The sequence below is a fragment of the Pseudomonas sp. MF6394 genome, from assembly GCF_002018845.1.
Lineage (GTDB): Bacteria > Pseudomonadota > Gammaproteobacteria > Pseudomonadales > Pseudomonadaceae > Aquipseudomonas > Aquipseudomonas lactis.
Map to the genome: position 1 here is coordinate 153,630 of NZ_MVOJ01000006.1, position 13,788 is coordinate 167,417.

10 protein-coding genes are annotated in these 13,788 nt (G+C 59.1%); 6 read left to right on the forward strand and 4 right to left on the reverse strand.

All coding sequences use genetic code 11. The features are described 5' to 3' along the window. Nucleotides 1–219 precede the first annotated feature (219 nt). Complete coding sequence (locus MF6394_RS09120) at nt 220–2,670, reverse strand: glycogen/starch/alpha-glucan phosphorylase (RefSeq protein ID WP_044270658.1); 2,451 nt, start codon at nt 2,668–2,670, stop codon at nt 220–222. A 237-nt stretch (nt 2,671–2,907) separates the two neighbouring features. Here MF6394_RS09120 and MF6394_RS09125 point away from each other — a divergent pair, with 237 nt between their 5' ends. Continuing rightward, complete coding sequence (locus MF6394_RS09125; protein WP_003187815.1) at nt 2,908–3,342, forward strand: YkgJ family cysteine cluster protein; 435 nt, start codon at nt 2,908–2,910, stop codon at nt 3,340–3,342. Between the two features lie 195 nt (nt 3,343–3,537). On the opposite strand, the gene typA is transcribed toward MF6394_RS09125, so the two are convergent. Together typA and thiI are read right to left on the reverse strand one after the other, a co-directional pair. Then, nucleotides 3,538–5,358, reverse strand: a complete 1,821-nt coding sequence (typA, locus tag MF6394_RS09130; RefSeq protein WP_078466536.1) for a translational GTPase TypA — start codon at nt 5,356–5,358, stop codon at nt 3,538–3,540. Nucleotides 5,359–5,497: 139 nt separating this feature from the next. Continuing rightward, nucleotides 5,498–6,952, reverse strand: coding sequence for a tRNA uracil 4-sulfurtransferase ThiI (gene thiI / locus MF6394_RS09135; protein ID WP_032894010.1), 1,455 nt, complete (start codon nt 6,950–6,952; stop codon nt 5,498–5,500). 335 nt (nt 6,953–7,287) lie between these two features. On the opposite strand from thiI, the gene glnA reads away from it, so the two are divergent. The 4 genes from glnA (at nt 7,288) to ntrC (ending at nt 12,311) form a co-directional block, all read left to right on the forward strand. Next, nucleotides 7,288–8,694 (forward strand): type I glutamate--ammonia ligase, encoded by a 1,407-nt coding sequence (gene glnA, locus MF6394_RS09145; protein ID WP_003187811.1) that lies wholly within the window; start codon nt 7,288–7,290, stop codon nt 8,692–8,694. 198 nt (nt 8,695–8,892) lie between these two features. Further along, entirely contained in the window at nt 8,893–9,429 is a 537-nt protein-coding gene (locus tag MF6394_RS09150; protein WP_078466537.1) for a chorismate mutase, read from the forward strand. 363 nt (nt 9,430–9,792) lie between these two features. Beyond that, on the forward strand, nt 9,793–10,878 hold the full coding sequence (glnL, locus tag MF6394_RS09155) for a nitrogen regulation protein NR(II) (RefSeq protein ID WP_014716523.1): 1,086 nt from the start codon (nt 9,793–9,795) through the stop codon (nt 10,876–10,878). Beyond that, nucleotides 10,875–12,311 carry a nitrogen regulation protein NR(I) gene (ntrC, locus tag MF6394_RS09160; RefSeq protein WP_078466538.1) on the forward strand — a complete coding sequence of 479 codons (1,437 nt, stop codon included), beginning with the start codon at nt 10,875–10,877 and terminating at the stop codon, nt 12,309–12,311. The genes glnL and ntrC overlap by 4 nt, the downstream gene beginning before the upstream one ends. A 451-nt stretch (nt 12,312–12,762) precedes the next feature. Here the strand turns inward: ntrC and MF6394_RS09170 are convergent, their stop codons facing one another. Continuing rightward, complete coding sequence (locus MF6394_RS09170) at nt 12,763–13,203, reverse strand: hypothetical protein (RefSeq protein ID WP_069556699.1); 441 nt, start codon at nt 13,201–13,203, stop codon at nt 12,763–12,765. Between MF6394_RS09170 and MF6394_RS09175 the strand changes: the two genes are divergently transcribed. Beyond that, nucleotides 13,202–13,657, forward strand: coding sequence for a tRNA (cytidine(34)-2'-O)-methyltransferase (locus tag MF6394_RS09175; RefSeq protein WP_003171120.1), 456 nt, complete (start codon nt 13,202–13,204; stop codon nt 13,655–13,657). The two genes, MF6394_RS09170 and MF6394_RS09175, sit on opposite strands and share 2 nt — an antisense overlap. The last annotated feature ends 131 nt before the right edge of the window (nt 13,658–13,788 follow it).

Below are 13,788 nucleotides of genomic sequence, written 5' to 3' on the forward strand. Positions count from 1 at the left end.
GAATGGGGGGCTAAAAACCCGCGCAGTTTAGCGCGAGTCGGGGCTGATTTCCTCTAATCAGAGGATTTAACGCCAATAGAGTTCACGACCCAACGCAATAGCCCTCTGTAGGAGCGAGCTTGCTCGCGAAAAACTCACACGCGCCGCGTTCATTCAGCAAGCACGCGTTATCGTTGACGTTCTTCGCGAGCAAGCTCGCTCCTACAGTGGCATCAGGGGTCAGTCGAGGGCTTTCCAGATCTCGGTGGCGTACTCGCGGATGGTGCGGTCAGAGCTGAACCAACCCATGCGCGCCGTGTTGAGCACCGCCGAGCGCCACCACGCCTTGGAGTCATGCCAATGCGCCTCGACCCGTGCCTGGGCGTCCCAGTAGGCGTCAAAGTCGGCACACACCAGGAAGCGGTCGTAGTCGATCAGCCCATCGATCAGGCCCACATAACGCCCCGGGTCATCCGGCGAAAACACCCCGCCACGGATAGCTTGCAGCACGTCGTTCAAACGATGGGACGCGGCGATGTCCGGCCCGGCGCTGAACTCGCCGGCATGCTTGCGAGCTTCCACCTGCTGGGCACTGAGACCGAAGATAAACATGTGCTCGGCGCCGACCCGCTCGTGCATCTCCACATTGGCGCCGTCCATGGTGCCGATGGTCAGCGCACCGTTGAGGCCGAACTTCATGTTGCTGGTGCCCGACGCTTCGAAGCCGGCGGTGGAAATCTGCTCCGACAAATCCGCTGCCGGAATGATGCTTTCCGCCAGGCTGACGTTGTAGTTGGGCAGGAACACCACCTTGAGCAAACCGCGCACGGTCGGGTCGTTGTTGACGGTGCGGGCGATGTCGTTGGTCAGCTTGATGATCAGCTTGGCCTGGTGGTAGCTGGCCGCCGCCTTGCCGGCAAAGATCTTGACCCGAGGCACCCAGTCGATGCCCGGCTCGGCACGGATCGCCTGGTACAGCGCCACGGTGTGCAACAGGTTGAGCAGTTGGCGCTTGTACTCGTGAATACGCTTGACCTGCACATCGAACATCGCGGCCGGGTTGATCGCAATGCCCAGGCGCTCATGGATGATCTGCGCCAGGGCGCGCTTGCTGTGCAGGCGCTGCTCAGCAAATGCTTTGCGAAAGGCCGGTTTCTCGGCAAAGGGTTCCAACTCGATCAGGCGCTGTTCGGGCTGATCGAGAATGTCCGGGCCCAGCGCTTCCACCAACATATCGGTCAGCTTTGGATTGGCCTGGTACAGCCAGCGACGGAAGGTAATGCCGTTGGTTTTGTTATTGATGCGTTCGGGGTAGAGCTTGTGCAGTTCGGAGAACACCGTGCTGCGCATCAACTGGGTATGCAAACCGGACACGCCGTTGACGCTATGGGAACCCAGGAACGCCAGGTTGCCCATGCGCACGCGGCGGCCGTTGTCTTCTTCGATCAGCGACACCGCGCGCAACACATCAAAGTCATGGATGCCTTTGGCACGCAGCGAGTCAATGTGCTGGGCGTTGATCAGGTAGATGATCTGCATGTGCCGCGGCAGCATGCGCTCCATCAAACCTACCGGCCAGGTTTCCAGCGCCTCGGGCAGCAGGGTGTGGTTGGTGTACGAAAGGGTCTCGACGGTGACATCCCAGGCGGCTTCCCAGGGAATGTCATGCAGGTCGACCAACTGGCGCATCAACTCGGCCACGGCGATGGACGGGTGGGTGTCGTTGAGCTGGATGGCGGCGTGCTCGCCCAGGCTGAGTACCGAACCGTGCATGTTCTTGTGGCGGCGCAGCAAATCCTGCAGCGAGGCGGAGACGAAGAAGTACTCTTGGCGCAGGCGAAGTTCTTGCCCTGCTTCGGTGCTGTCGGCCGGGTAAAGCACTCGGGAGATGCTTTCGGCGCGGGCCACTTCGGCGACGGCGCCCAAATGGTCACCGGCGTTGAAGCGCTCCAGGTGCAGGTCTTCTACGGCGCGCGCACGCCAAAGGCGCAGGGTGTTGACGCTGGCGCCGCGCCAGCCGACGACCGGCGTGTCATAGGCCACGGCGCGCACGGTTTCGTTGGGCGACCACACCTGGATCATCTTGCCGGAGGCGTCCGCCACGGTTTCGACGCTGCCGCCAAAGCCAATCGGGTAAATCACCTCGGCGCGTTCGAATTCCCAAGGGTTACCGAAATCCAGCCAGCGCTCGGTCTGTTCCTGCTGCCAACCGTCGACAATCGCTTGGCGGAACAAGCCGTGTTCATAACGAATGCCGTAACCGTGGCCGGCAACGCCTAGCGTCGACATGCTTTCCATAAAGCACGCCGCCAGACGGCCCAGGCCACCGTTGCCAAGCGCCGCGTCGGGCTCCAGCAGGCGAATGCGCTCCAGATCCACGCCCAGCTCCGACAGCGCTTCACGGGCGATCTCCAACACGCCCAGGTTGCTCAGGCTGTCGTACAGCAGACGGCCAATGAGAAATTCCAGCGAAAGGTAATAAACGCGCTTCTGGCCTTTGCGATAAATACGCCGCGTGTGGTCCATCCAGTGGTCGACCATCTGGTCGCGGGCGGCCAGGGCAATGGCTTCGAACCAGTCATGGTCGAAGGCGTGATCCGGGTCCTTGCCCACCGCGTAGGTGAGTTTGGTCAAGACAGCATCGCGGAATGCGGCTACCTCTGCTTCTCGTGCAAGCGGTTCCTGAGACATCGGTGCGACCTCGGGCGAGATTGAAGGAGTTGCTAGAGCCTAGTCGGTCTGACAGACGGTAGACGCGCTGGTTCGGCAGTTTTTTAACTCATTGGCCTGTGGCTGAATTTGATGCAGGGGTCGTGCCCGATCAGGCCCTGGCCAAACCTTTGAGCTGAAACCTGCAAAATATTGTTCAAAAAACCACCAATCCCGGTATGATCGCGCGCCCGGATAACGCCCCACCTTGGAACCTTGATGAAGCCTCAACTGATCGCCGCCGCGGAACTCGACCGTCTAGAGACCTGGCAGAAATACTCCGCCCATATGTGCGGCGGCTGCGTGTCCAGCTGCTGCACGCTGCCGGTGGAGGTGAAGATCAAGGACCTGATCCGCATTGGCATCGTCGATGAGTTCGAGCGCGGCGATCCGCCCAAGAACATCGCCAAGCGTTTGCAGAAAGAAGGCATCGTCGAGCGGTACAACAACAAGTCCGAAATTTTCACCCTGCAGCGCATGAGCAACAACGACTGCCTGTACCTGGATCGTAAGACGCGCTTTTGCACTATTTATGACAAGCGCCCGGATACCTGCCGCAACCACCCGAAAATCGGGCCACGGCCGGGGTATTGCGCGTATAAGCCCAAGGAAGTGGTGCGCGAGACCAACTTCAAGACCCTCGACAAGTTCTGATCCGGATTTTGTAGTGCCCTCAAGGGCCTCATCGCAGGCAAGCCAGCTCCCACATTTGAATGTATTCACAGATCCAAAATGTGGGAGCCGGGCTTGCCCGCGATGAGGCCGGCACAGTCACCACAAAACCTGCGGGCATAAAAAAACGCCCCCGGCCTTTCGACCGGGGGCGTTTTTCATTCAGCCTGAGTTAACTCAGTTCTTGGCTTTCTTGGCAGCGCGGGTACGCTCGCCTTCGTCCAGGATCTTCTTACGCAGGCGGATCGACTTAGGCGTGACTTCGCACAGCTCGTCGTCCTGGATGAATTCCAGGGCCTGTTCCAGGGTGAAGCGAACAGGTGGAACCAGAGCGATGGTTTCGTCTTTGCCCGAAGCACGCATGTTGTCGAGCTTCTTGCCTTTGGTTGGGTTGACGCCCATGTCGTTGTCACGGCTGTTCAGACCAACGATCTGGCCGTTGTAGATCTCTTGACCGTGTTCAACGAACAGCTTGCCACGTGCCTGGAGAGTTTCCAGGGAGTAGGTCAGCGCCTTGCCGGTTTCTACCGATACCAGAACACCGTTCTGACGGCCGGACATGTCGCCGGACTTCATGGTGTCGTAGCGATCGAAGATCGAGGTCAGGATGCCAGCACCGTTGGTCAGGGTCAGGAACTGGTTACGGAAACCGATCAGACCACGAGCAGGGATGTTGTACTCCAGACGAACACGGCCTTTGCCATCCGGCACCATGTTGGTCAGGTCGCCCTTACGCAGGCCCATCTCTTCCATGACCTTGCCCTGGGATTCTTCAGGGGTGTCGATGGTGACGTTTTCGAACGGTTCCTGCTTCACGCCTTCAACCTGACGGATGATCACTTCCGGACGACCAACACCCATTTCGAAGCCTTCGCGACGCATGGTTTCGATCAGTACAGAGAGGTGCAGCTCACCACGGCCGGAGACCTTGAACTTGTCAGCCGAGTCGCCTTCTTCAACGCGCAGAGCAACGTTGTACAGCAGCTCTTTGTCCAGACGTTCCTTGATGTTACGGGAGGTCACGAACTTGCCTTCTTTACCGCAGAAAGGCGAGTCGTTTACCTGGAAGGTCATGGAAACGGTTGGCTCGTCAACGGTCAGAGGCTTCATCGCCTCGACGTTGTCCGGCTGGCACAGGGTGTCGGAGATGAACAGCGAGTCCATACCGCTCACGCATACGATGTCGCCAGCGAAAGCTTCTTCAACGTCTACACGGTGCAGACCGTGGTGACCCATCAGCTTCAGGATACGACCGTTACGCTTCTTGCCGTCAGCGCCGATAGCGACAACCGGGGTGTTCGGCTTGACGCTACCACGAGCGATACGGCCAACGCCGATAACACCCAGGAAGCTGTTGTAGTCCAGTGCCGAGATTTGCATCTGGAACGGGCCTTCACGGTCAACTTTCGGTGCTGGTACGTTGTCGACGATCGACTGGTACAGCGGAGTCATGTCTTCAGCCATGTCGGTGTGGTCAAGACCAGCAATACCGTTCAGGGCGGAGGCGTAGATGACTTGGAAGTCCAGCTGTTCTTCGGTAGCACCCAGGTTGTCGAACAAGTCGAAGATCTGGTCCAGAACCCAGTCCGGACGCGCGCCTGGACGGTCAACCTTGTTGATGCACACGATCGGACGCAGGCCGGCTTCGAAAGCCTTCTTGGTCACGAAACGGGTTTGCGGCATAGGGCCGTCTTGAGCGTCAACCAGCAGCAGAACGGAGTCAACCATCGACATTACGCGTTCTACTTCGCCGCCGAAGTCGGCGTGGCCCGGGGTATCCACGATGTTGATGTGGTAGCCGTTCCAGTTGATAGCGGTGTTTTTTGCCAGGATGGTAATACCGCGCTCTTTTTCCTGGTCGTTGGAGTCCATCACGCGCTCGTCGTTGAGCTCGTTGCGCTCCAGGGTGCCGGATTGACGCAGGAGTTTGTCTACCAGGGTGGTTTTACCATGGTCAACGTGAGCAATGATGGCGATGTTACGTAGATTTTCGATCACTTGTGTATCTCGATCAGAGGATTCGGTGTGCTGACAGGTCGTGGCAGCGATTAACAGTAGAGTCAGGCCTTGCCGTTACAGCTTGACGGCAGAGTCGGGGGGCCGGTGACGCAGGCCACAGGCAAACAGCCCCGGGCTCTTAGCTCGGTCGATAAACGCGCACATTGGCATGCCCCTCACTGAGCAAATGGTGGGCATGCAGGCGACTCATCACGCCTTTGTCGCAATACAACAGGTACTGACGGCTGTTATCCAGTTCCTTGAAACGCGCGTTCAGTGCGTAGAACGGCAGCGTTTGCACGTCGATGCCAGCGATTTCAAGCGGCTCGTCTTCAGCGGCATCCGGGTGACGGATGTCGATGACGATCTGGCCGGCCAGGGCTTCGCTGACTTCTTCGATTTTTACATCCTGGCCCAACTCGTCGATTACCCGATCGATTGGGACCAGCTTGGCGTTCTCGAGCGCACGCTCCAGAATCGCCATGTCGAATTCTTTTTCTTCATGCTCCACGCGGTGACGCTTGGCGTGGGTCTTGGGGTTCACCGAAATGACCCCGCAGTATTCAGGCATATGCTTGGCAAAGTCGGCGGTGCCGATTTGCTCTGCCAAGTCGATGATGTCCTGCTTGTGGCTGGCGATCAGCGGGCGCAGCACCAGCTTCTCGGTCACGCAGTCAATGATCGACAGGTTAGGCAGCGTCTGGCTGGAAACCTGGGAAATCGCTTCGCCGGTCACCAGGGCGTCAATCTGCAATTGATCGGCGATTCGGGACGCAGCGCGCAACATCATACGCTTCAATACTACGCCCATATGACTGTTATCGACTTTGCCGAGAATTTCGCCCAGCACTTCCTCGAACGGTACGCTTACAAATAGCACGCGTTGGGAGCTGCCGTATTTCTTCCAGATAAAGTGCGCGACTTCCATCACGCCCAATTCATGTGCACGCCCGCCCAGGTTGAAGAAGCAGAAGTGGCTCATCAGGCCGCGACGCATGATCTGGTAGGCCGCCACCGTGGAATCGAAACCGCCGGACATCAATACCAGGGTCTGTTCCAGGGCGCCCAGCGGGTAGCCGCCGATGCTGTTGTGCTGGCTGTGGATCACAAACAACCGTTGGTCGCGAATTTCCATGCGCACTTCAATTTGTGGCGCTTTCAAGGAAATTCCAGCGGCACCGCACTCGCGACGCAGCTTGCTGCCGACGTATTTTTCGACGTCCATGGAGCTGAACGGGTGCTTGCCGGCACGCTTGCAACGCACCGAAAAAATCTTGCCTTCAAGCGCACTGCCGTAATGCTGCTTGCACTTTTCGGTGATGTCGTCGAAGTCGCCCAGTGGGTACTCATCCACCTGCAGGAAATGCGCGATGCCCGGCATGCAGCTCAGGCGCTCGGTCATGTCCTTCAAGGCTTTGGCGTCGGTAATGCGGGTTTCCAGCTCGAGGTTGTCCCACACGCCGTTCACCACCACAGCCGGGTCCAGGTCACGGAGCACGGCACGGATGTTCTTGGCCAACTGACGGATGAAACGCGTCCGTACCGGTCGGCTTTTGATGGTGATCTCGGGGAAGACTTTAACGATTAATTTCATGGAAACAGCGCGCGCCGGGCCTGCTGAAAAAGGGGGGCGCGGATTATAGCGGAAATCGCTCAAGGTTTAACCAGTTAATATGCATTGCCTACGCAATGCACCAAAACGGGTCATTTACCCAAATAAACGCTACATTGCAGTGCGCGATTTATGCCGTTTTTGCCGATTGCACCGTTATAGGGGCCATTTTGAGGCAAAACGGCCATGTTGGCGCACTGGCATGCAATTTGCTCTCTTGTGAGGCAGGTTGCCTTGGCGGAGTATCCGCGCCGGCATCACCCAAATTCTAAGGGCTAACTCCACTACCCCAAGCCCGAAGCCACCCGGAGGACACCATGTCGAAGTCGGTTCAACTCATCAAAGATCATGACGTTAAATGGATTGATCTGCGCTTCACGGACACAAAAGGCACTCAGCACCACGTGACCATGCCGGCTCGCGATGCGCTGGAAGATGACTTCTTCGAAGTCGGCAAGATGTTCGACGGTTCCTCCATCGCCGGCTGGAAAGGCATCGAAGCCTCCGACATGATCCTGCTGCCAGACGACAGCACCGCCGTACTCGACCCGTTCACCGAAGAGCCAACCCTGATCCTGGTGTGCGACATCATCGAGCCTTCGACCATGCAAGGCTATGACCGCGACCCACGCGCCATCGCCCACCGTGCCGAGGAATACCTGAAGTCCACCGGTATCGGCGACACCGCTTTCTTCGGCCCTGAGCCAGAGTTCTTCATCTTCGACTCGGTGAAGTTCAAATCCGACATCTCCGGCTCCATGTTCAAGATTTTCTCCGAGCAAGGCTCGTGGATGTCCGACCAGGACGTGGAAGGCGGCAACAAAGGCCACCGTCCAGGCGTGAAAGGCGGCTACTTCCCAGTACCACCGTTCGACTTCGACCACGAAATCCGTACCTCCATGTGCAACGCACTGGAAGAAATGGGCCAGACCGTTGAAGTTCACCACCACGAAGTGGCGACTGCCGGCCAGAACGAAATCGGCGTGAAATTCAACACGCTGGTGAAGAAGGCTGACGAAGTTCAAACTCTGAAATACTGCGTGCACAACGTTGCCGATGCCTACGGCCGCACCGCTACCTTCATGCCTAAGCCGCTGTACGGCGATAACGGCTCGGGCATGCACGTTCACGTATCGATTTCCAAAGACGGCAAGAACACCTTCGCTGGCGAAGGCTATGCCGGCCTGTCCGATACCGCCCTGTACTTCATCGGCGGCATCATCAAGCACGGTAAGGCCCTGAACGGCTTCACCAACCCGTCGACCAACTCCTACAAGCGTCTGGTCCCAGGTTTTGAAGCGCCGGTGATGCTGGCCTACTCGGCACGCAACCGCTCCGCTTCGATCCGTATTCCTTACGTCAACAGCCCTAAAGGCCGTCGTATCGAAGCGCGTTTCCCGGACCCGGCTGCCAACCCTTACCTGGCCTTCGCCGCCCTGATGATGGCCGGCCTGGACGGTATCCAGAACAAGATCCACCCTGGCGACGCCGCCGACAAAAACTTGTACGACCTGCCGCCTGAAGAGGCCAAAGAGATCCCACAAGTGTGCGGCAGCCTGAAAGAAGCCCTGGAAGAGCTGGACAAGGGCCGTGCGTTCCTGACCAAAGGCGGCGTTTTCAGCGACGACTTCATCGACGCTTACATCGCCCTGAAAAGCGAAGAAGAAATCAAAGTACGCACCTTCGTACACCCACTGGAATACGAGCTGTACTACAGCTGCTGATCCGGTAGCGCTGCTTGAGGCAGCGTGATGAAAAAGGCCTCCTTCGGGAGGTCTTTTTTTTGCCTGAAATTATTATTCCCCTTTCCTGTAGGAGCGAGCTTGCTCGCGAAAAACGCCAAGACACCGCATTCTTTTCAACATTGACGCGTTATCGTTAGCGACCTTCGCGAGCAAGCTCGCTCCTACAGAGGATCGCCCTTGAAACATCGACTCGTATTTGCCCTGCTATTGGCCAGTGCCACAGCAAACGCAGCGCCGCCTACGCTCGAACCCTTGCTCAACAGCATCGCCGAACGCCTGGAAATTGCCGACCAGGTAGCACTGAGCAAGTGGGACAGCCACAAGCCCGTGGAGGACAAGAAGCGCGAACAAGAGGTGATCGCCAGCGTTACTGCCCAGGCGCCGAGCTACAAGCTGGACCCGGCCGCTGCCGAGCAGTTCTTCGCCGCGCAGATCGAAGCCAACAAACTGGTGCAATACACCCACCTGTCCGATTGGCCGTTCCAGGGCAAGGCGCCCGACGACCCACGCCCGGACTTGGTCCAGCAGATCCGCCCGCGATTGGACGAGCTGCAAAAAAGGCTGCTGCTGCAGTTGGCCGACTTCACGCCCCTGCGCACCGACCCCAAATGCCCCCAATGGCTGGCCGAGGCCGTGCATGAACCGTTGAACGATCCGCTGCGCCAACTGGCGATGATCCGCGCCACCGCCGAGCTTTGCGTCTATAAAGGTTAAAAGGACTGCAAATCCAATTAAAAATGTGGGAGCTGGCTTGCATGCGATAACGATGTTGAATGCACCACAGCTATCGCAGGCAAGCCAGCTCCCACACTGACTGCGATTTGCCTTAAATCTTCAGTTGCTGAACAACCTTCACAAAATCGCACTATATTGGTGCGATAGCCTGCACCCTTCTCAATTGCCCAGCCCATTTTGGTTCGAAACTTCCCGTTGAGGCTGGCAGAACGCCACAGTTTCGCGCCTGAACCCCTTATTTCAGGGGATTAGCGCTTCTTTTCGGAGCCTTGGTTTGGTTTTTGCATTTTCCTTGTATCAGCGTGTGCCTCAAGCCCGCGCCTTGCTCCAAAAGAGGTCCCGATGACCATCAGCGATGCACTGCACCGTTTGTTACTCGACAACCTGACCACCGCGACCATCCTGCTCAATGCCGACCTGCGCCTTGAGTACATGAACCCGGCGGCGGAGATGCTCCTGGCCATCAGCGGCCAGCGCAGCCATGGGCAGTTCATCAGCGAATTGTTCACCGAGTCGGCTGAAGCCTTGAGTTCGCTGCGCCAGGCCGTGGAGCAGGCACACCCGTTCACCAAGCGCGAAGCGATGCTCACCGCGCTCACCGGGCAGACGCTGACCGTCGACTACGCCGTGACCCCGATCTTGAGCAATGGCGCGACCCTGCTGCTGCTCGAAGTCCACCCCCGCGACCGCCTGCTGCGCATCACCAAGGAGGAAGCGCAGCTATCCAAGCAGGAAACCAGCAAGATGCTGGTGCGCGGCCTCGCCCATGAGATCAAGAACCCGCTGGGCGGTATTCGCGGCGCGGCACAGTTGTTGTCCCGCGAGCTGCCGGACGAGCACCTCAAGGACTACACCAACGTCATCATCGAAGAAGCCGACCGCCTGCGTAACCTGGTGGACCGCATGCTGGGCTCCAACAAGCTGCCGTCCCTGGCGATGACCAACGTGCATGAGGTGCTGGAGCGCGTCTGCCAACTGGTCGAGGCCGAAAGCCAGGGCTGCATCACCTTGGTGCGCGACTACGACCCAAGCATTCCCGACGTGTTGATCGACCGCGAGCAGATGATCCAGGCGGTACTCAATATCGTGCGCAACGCCATGCAGGCTATCAGCAGCCAGAACGAGCTGCGCCTGGGCCGCATCAGCCTGCGCACCCGCGCACTGCGCCAGTTCACCATCGGCCATGTGCGCCATCGCCTGGTGACCAAGGTCGAGATCATCGACAACGGCCCCGGCATTCCTGCGGAGCTGCAGGAAACCATCTTCTTTCCCATGGTCAGCGGCCGCCCGGACGGTACCGGGCTGGGCCTGGCCATTACCCAGAACATCATCAGCCAGCACCAGGGCCTGATCGAATGTGAGAGCCACCCTGGCCACACCACGTTCTCGATCTTCCTGCCATTGGAACAAGGAGCCCCCACGACATGAGCCGTAGTGAAACTGTCTGGATCGTCGACGACGACCGTTCTATCCGCTGGGTCCTCGAAAAAGCCTTGCAACAAGAAGGCATGACCACCCAGAGCTTCGACAGCGCCGATGGGGTGATGAGTCGCCTGGCACGCCAGCAGCCGGACGTGATCATTTCCGACATTCGCATGCCTGGGGCCAGTGGCCTGGACTTGCTGGCGCGCATTCGCGAGCAGCATCCGCGTTTGCCGGTGATCATCATGACCGCCCACTCGGACCTGGACAGCGCTGTCGCGTCCTACCAGGGCGGCGCCTTTGAATACCTGCCCAAGCCATTCGACGTGGATGAGGCGGTGGCGCTGGTCAAGCGCGCCAACCAGCACGCCCAGGAACAACAGAACCAGGAAGCCCCGCCGACCCTGACCCGCACCCCGGAAATCATCGGGGAAGCGCCGGCGATGCAGGAAGTGTTTCGCGCCATCGGGCGCTTGAGCCACTCCAACATCACCGTACTGATCAACGGCGAATCGGGGACCGGTAAAGAACTGGTGGCCCACGCCCTGCACCGCCACAGCCCACGGGCGGCCTCGCCGTTCATCGCGCTGAACATGGCGGCGATTCCCAAGGATTTAAGGGAGTCCGAGCTGTTCGGCCATGAAAAAGGCGCGTTCACTGGGGCAGCCAACCTGCGTCGCGGACGCTTTGAACAGGCGGACGGCGGCACGCTGTTCCTCGATGAGATCGGCGACATGCCGGCCGATACCCAGACTCGCTTGCTGCGCGTGCTGGCTGACGGCGAGTTCTACCGTGTGGGCGGGCATACACCGGTCAAGGTGGATGTGCGCATTATCGCGGCCACCCACCAGAACCTGGAAACACTGGTGCATGCGGGTAAATTCCGTGAGGACTTGTTCCACCGCCTCAACGTGATCCGCATCCACATCCCGCGCATGTCGGACCGTCGCGAAGACATCCCCACCCTCGCCCGCCACTTCCTCAGCCGCGCCGCCCTGGAGCTGGCCGTAGAGCCCAAGCTGCTCAAAAGCGAGACCGAGGAATACCTCAAGAACCTGCCGTGGCCCGGCAACGTGCGCCAGCTGGAGAACACCTGCCGCTGGATCACCGTGATGGCGTCCGGGCGCGAAGTGCACATCAGCGACCTGCCGCCGGAGCTGCTGAGCCTGCCGCAAGACTCGGCCCCCGTGACCAACTGGGAACAGGCGCTGCGCCAATGGGCCGACCAGGCCCTGGCACGCGGCCAGTCGAACCTGCTGGACAGCGCCGTGCCGGCGTTCGAGCGGATCATGATCGAGACTGCGTTGAAGCACACCGCCGGCCGCCGCCGCGATGCCGCCGTGCTGCTGGGTTGGGGTCGCAATACCCTGACGCGCAAGATCAAGGAACTGGGGATGAAGGTGGATGGTGGGGATGATGATGAGGGTGATGAGGCCTGATCACATTTCCCAAACCCACTGAAGATCCAATGTGGGAGCGGGCTTGCTCGCGAATGCAGTGTGTCAGTCGCCGGATGTATTGGCTGGCCTACCGCCTTCGCGAGCAAGCCCGCTCCCACATTTGGATCTTCATAAAGCTCGGGGTTGTGCACCGCTTCAATGCACGATGAACCGCCATTGAGCACAGACCCGAAACCTCACAGAGCGCTTTCGCTGCGAAGTTCATAACCGTAGAAACAACCAAAGCCCCGTATTCCGGGGCTTTGCGCTTTTTGGCATTTTTTTCAAGCAGCAATTGCAAGTTTTGGCACGCCCCCTGCAATAACCCCAGTACTACCCAGTTTCGGGGACCTTGGTACAGGCAGGCCGAGAATCCCCTCTTTAACACCGAAGCCTCAGGCTTCACCCCGTTTTGGGAGCCCTGGTACAGGCAGGCCGGGAACTCCCTCTTTTATTGCTCTTGGAGATGGATCTCCAGCCGCCAGCGGCCATCGACCTCTGCATCGCTCCACGCCCCACGCAACGGCCGGGCCGCTACCAGGTTCAGCAGCAAGCCAGCATCGGTCTTGCGTATGCGCCAATTCACATCCTTGTCATTGACCTTGAGCTGCCCGCTGGCAGCCTTGCCCTGGGCGTCAAACAGCAACGCCACGGTGCCGTCGATATGCTCGCCGTGCAGCTTGGGTTCGTTGTTGAACCACACCACCAAACCATCCGCCGCAGGTTCTACCTGTTGCAGCTCAAGCGGCTCGGGGGTAGTCAAGCGGCCGATCATCAAGCCAATCATCAAGCCGACAATTGCCAATGAGCCCAACACCCTCGGCAATAGCTTCGGTCTCGGGTCGTCTTCGGGGGTAGAATGCAGCGCATCTTTGCCTTCGGAGCCGTGCATGTTTCACGTCATCCTTTTTCAACCAGAAATTCCGCCGAATACCGGCAACGTTATCAGGCTGTGCGCCAACAGTGGCTGCCACCTGCATTTGATCGAGCCTCTAGGCTTTGACATGGACGACAAGCGCCTGCGCCGGGCTGGGCTGGACTACCACGAGTACGCCACCCTCAAGCGTCACGCCGACCTGGCCAGTTGCCTGGAAAGCCTGGGCCATCCGCGCTTGTTCGCGTTCACCACCAAGGGTTCGCGCCCGTTTCACGATGCCAGCTTTGCCGAGGGCGACGCGTTCCTGTTCGGCCCCGAGAGCCGCGGCCTGCCGGCCGAGGTGCTTGACGCATTACCCGATGGCCATCGCCTGCGCTTGCCGATGCGTGAAGGCTGCCGCAGCCTGAACCTGTCCAACACCGTGGCCGTCGCCGTCTATGAAGGCTGGCGCCAACTGGGCTTCAAGTAACACCACATAACAAATGTGGGAGCGGGCTTGTGTGGGAGCTGGCTTGCCCGCGATGCAGGCACCTCGGTGTGTCAGTCACACCGCAGTGATGCTATCGCAGGCAAGCCAGCTCCCACACAAGCCCGCTCCCA

What these genes read in the sequence shown, in the direction of transcription:
- MF6394_RS09120 (WP_044270658.1), bottom strand. Translation starts at nt 2,670, where the DNA reads ATGTCTCAGGAACCGCTTGCACGAGAAGCAGAGGTAGCCGCATTCCGC.
- MF6394_RS09125 (WP_003187815.1), top strand. Translation starts at nt 2,908, where the DNA reads ATGAAGCCTCAACTGATCGCCGCCGCGGAACTCGACCGTCTAGAGACC.
- thiI (WP_032894010.1), bottom strand. Translation starts at nt 6,952, where the DNA reads ATGAAATTAATCGTTAAAGTCTTCCCCGAGATCACCATCAAAAGCCGA.
- glnA (WP_003187811.1), top strand. Translation starts at nt 7,288, where the DNA reads ATGTCGAAGTCGGTTCAACTCATCAAAGATCATGACGTTAAATGGATT.
- glnL (WP_014716523.1), top strand. Translation starts at nt 9,793, where the DNA reads ATGACCATCAGCGATGCACTGCACCGTTTGTTACTCGACAACCTGACC.
- ntrC (WP_078466538.1), top strand. Translation starts at nt 10,875, where the DNA reads ATGAGCCGTAGTGAAACTGTCTGGATCGTCGACGACGACCGTTCTATC.
- MF6394_RS09175 (WP_003171120.1), top strand. Translation starts at nt 13,202, where the DNA reads ATGTTTCACGTCATCCTTTTTCAACCAGAAATTCCGCCGAATACCGGC.
- MF6394_RS09170 (WP_069556699.1), bottom strand. Translation starts at nt 13,203, where the DNA reads ATGCACGGCTCCGAAGGCAAAGATGCGCTGCATTCTACCCCCGAAGAC.